General features: G+C 52.7%; 1 rRNA gene. It reads right to left on the reverse strand.

Features of this window, described 5'->3' with window-relative positions:
* Nucleotides 1-5 precede the first annotated feature (5 nt).
* Nucleotides 6-237 (reverse strand): 23S ribosomal RNA (locus HCN83_RS18905); the annotation flags it as partial.

Consider the following 237-nt stretch of genomic DNA (forward strand, 5'->3'; position numbering starts at 1 on the left):
GTTCATTGGTTAAGCCCTCGATCGATTAGTATCTCTCCGCTGCACGTGTCGCCACGCTTCCACGCGAGACCTATCTACCTCGTCATCTCCGAGGGATCTTACTCACTAAATGTGATGGGAAATCTCATCTTGAGGGGGGCTTCATGCTTAGATGCTTTCAGCACTTATCCCGTCCACACGTAGCTACCCAGCGATGCTCCTGGCGGAACAACTGGTACACCAGCGGTATGTCCATCC

This window comes from Alkalicoccus luteus (genome assembly GCF_012034335.1).
In the GTDB taxonomy this organism is placed as follows: domain Bacteria; phylum Bacillota; class Bacilli; order Bacillales; family Salisediminibacteriaceae; genus Alkalicoccus; species Alkalicoccus luteus_A.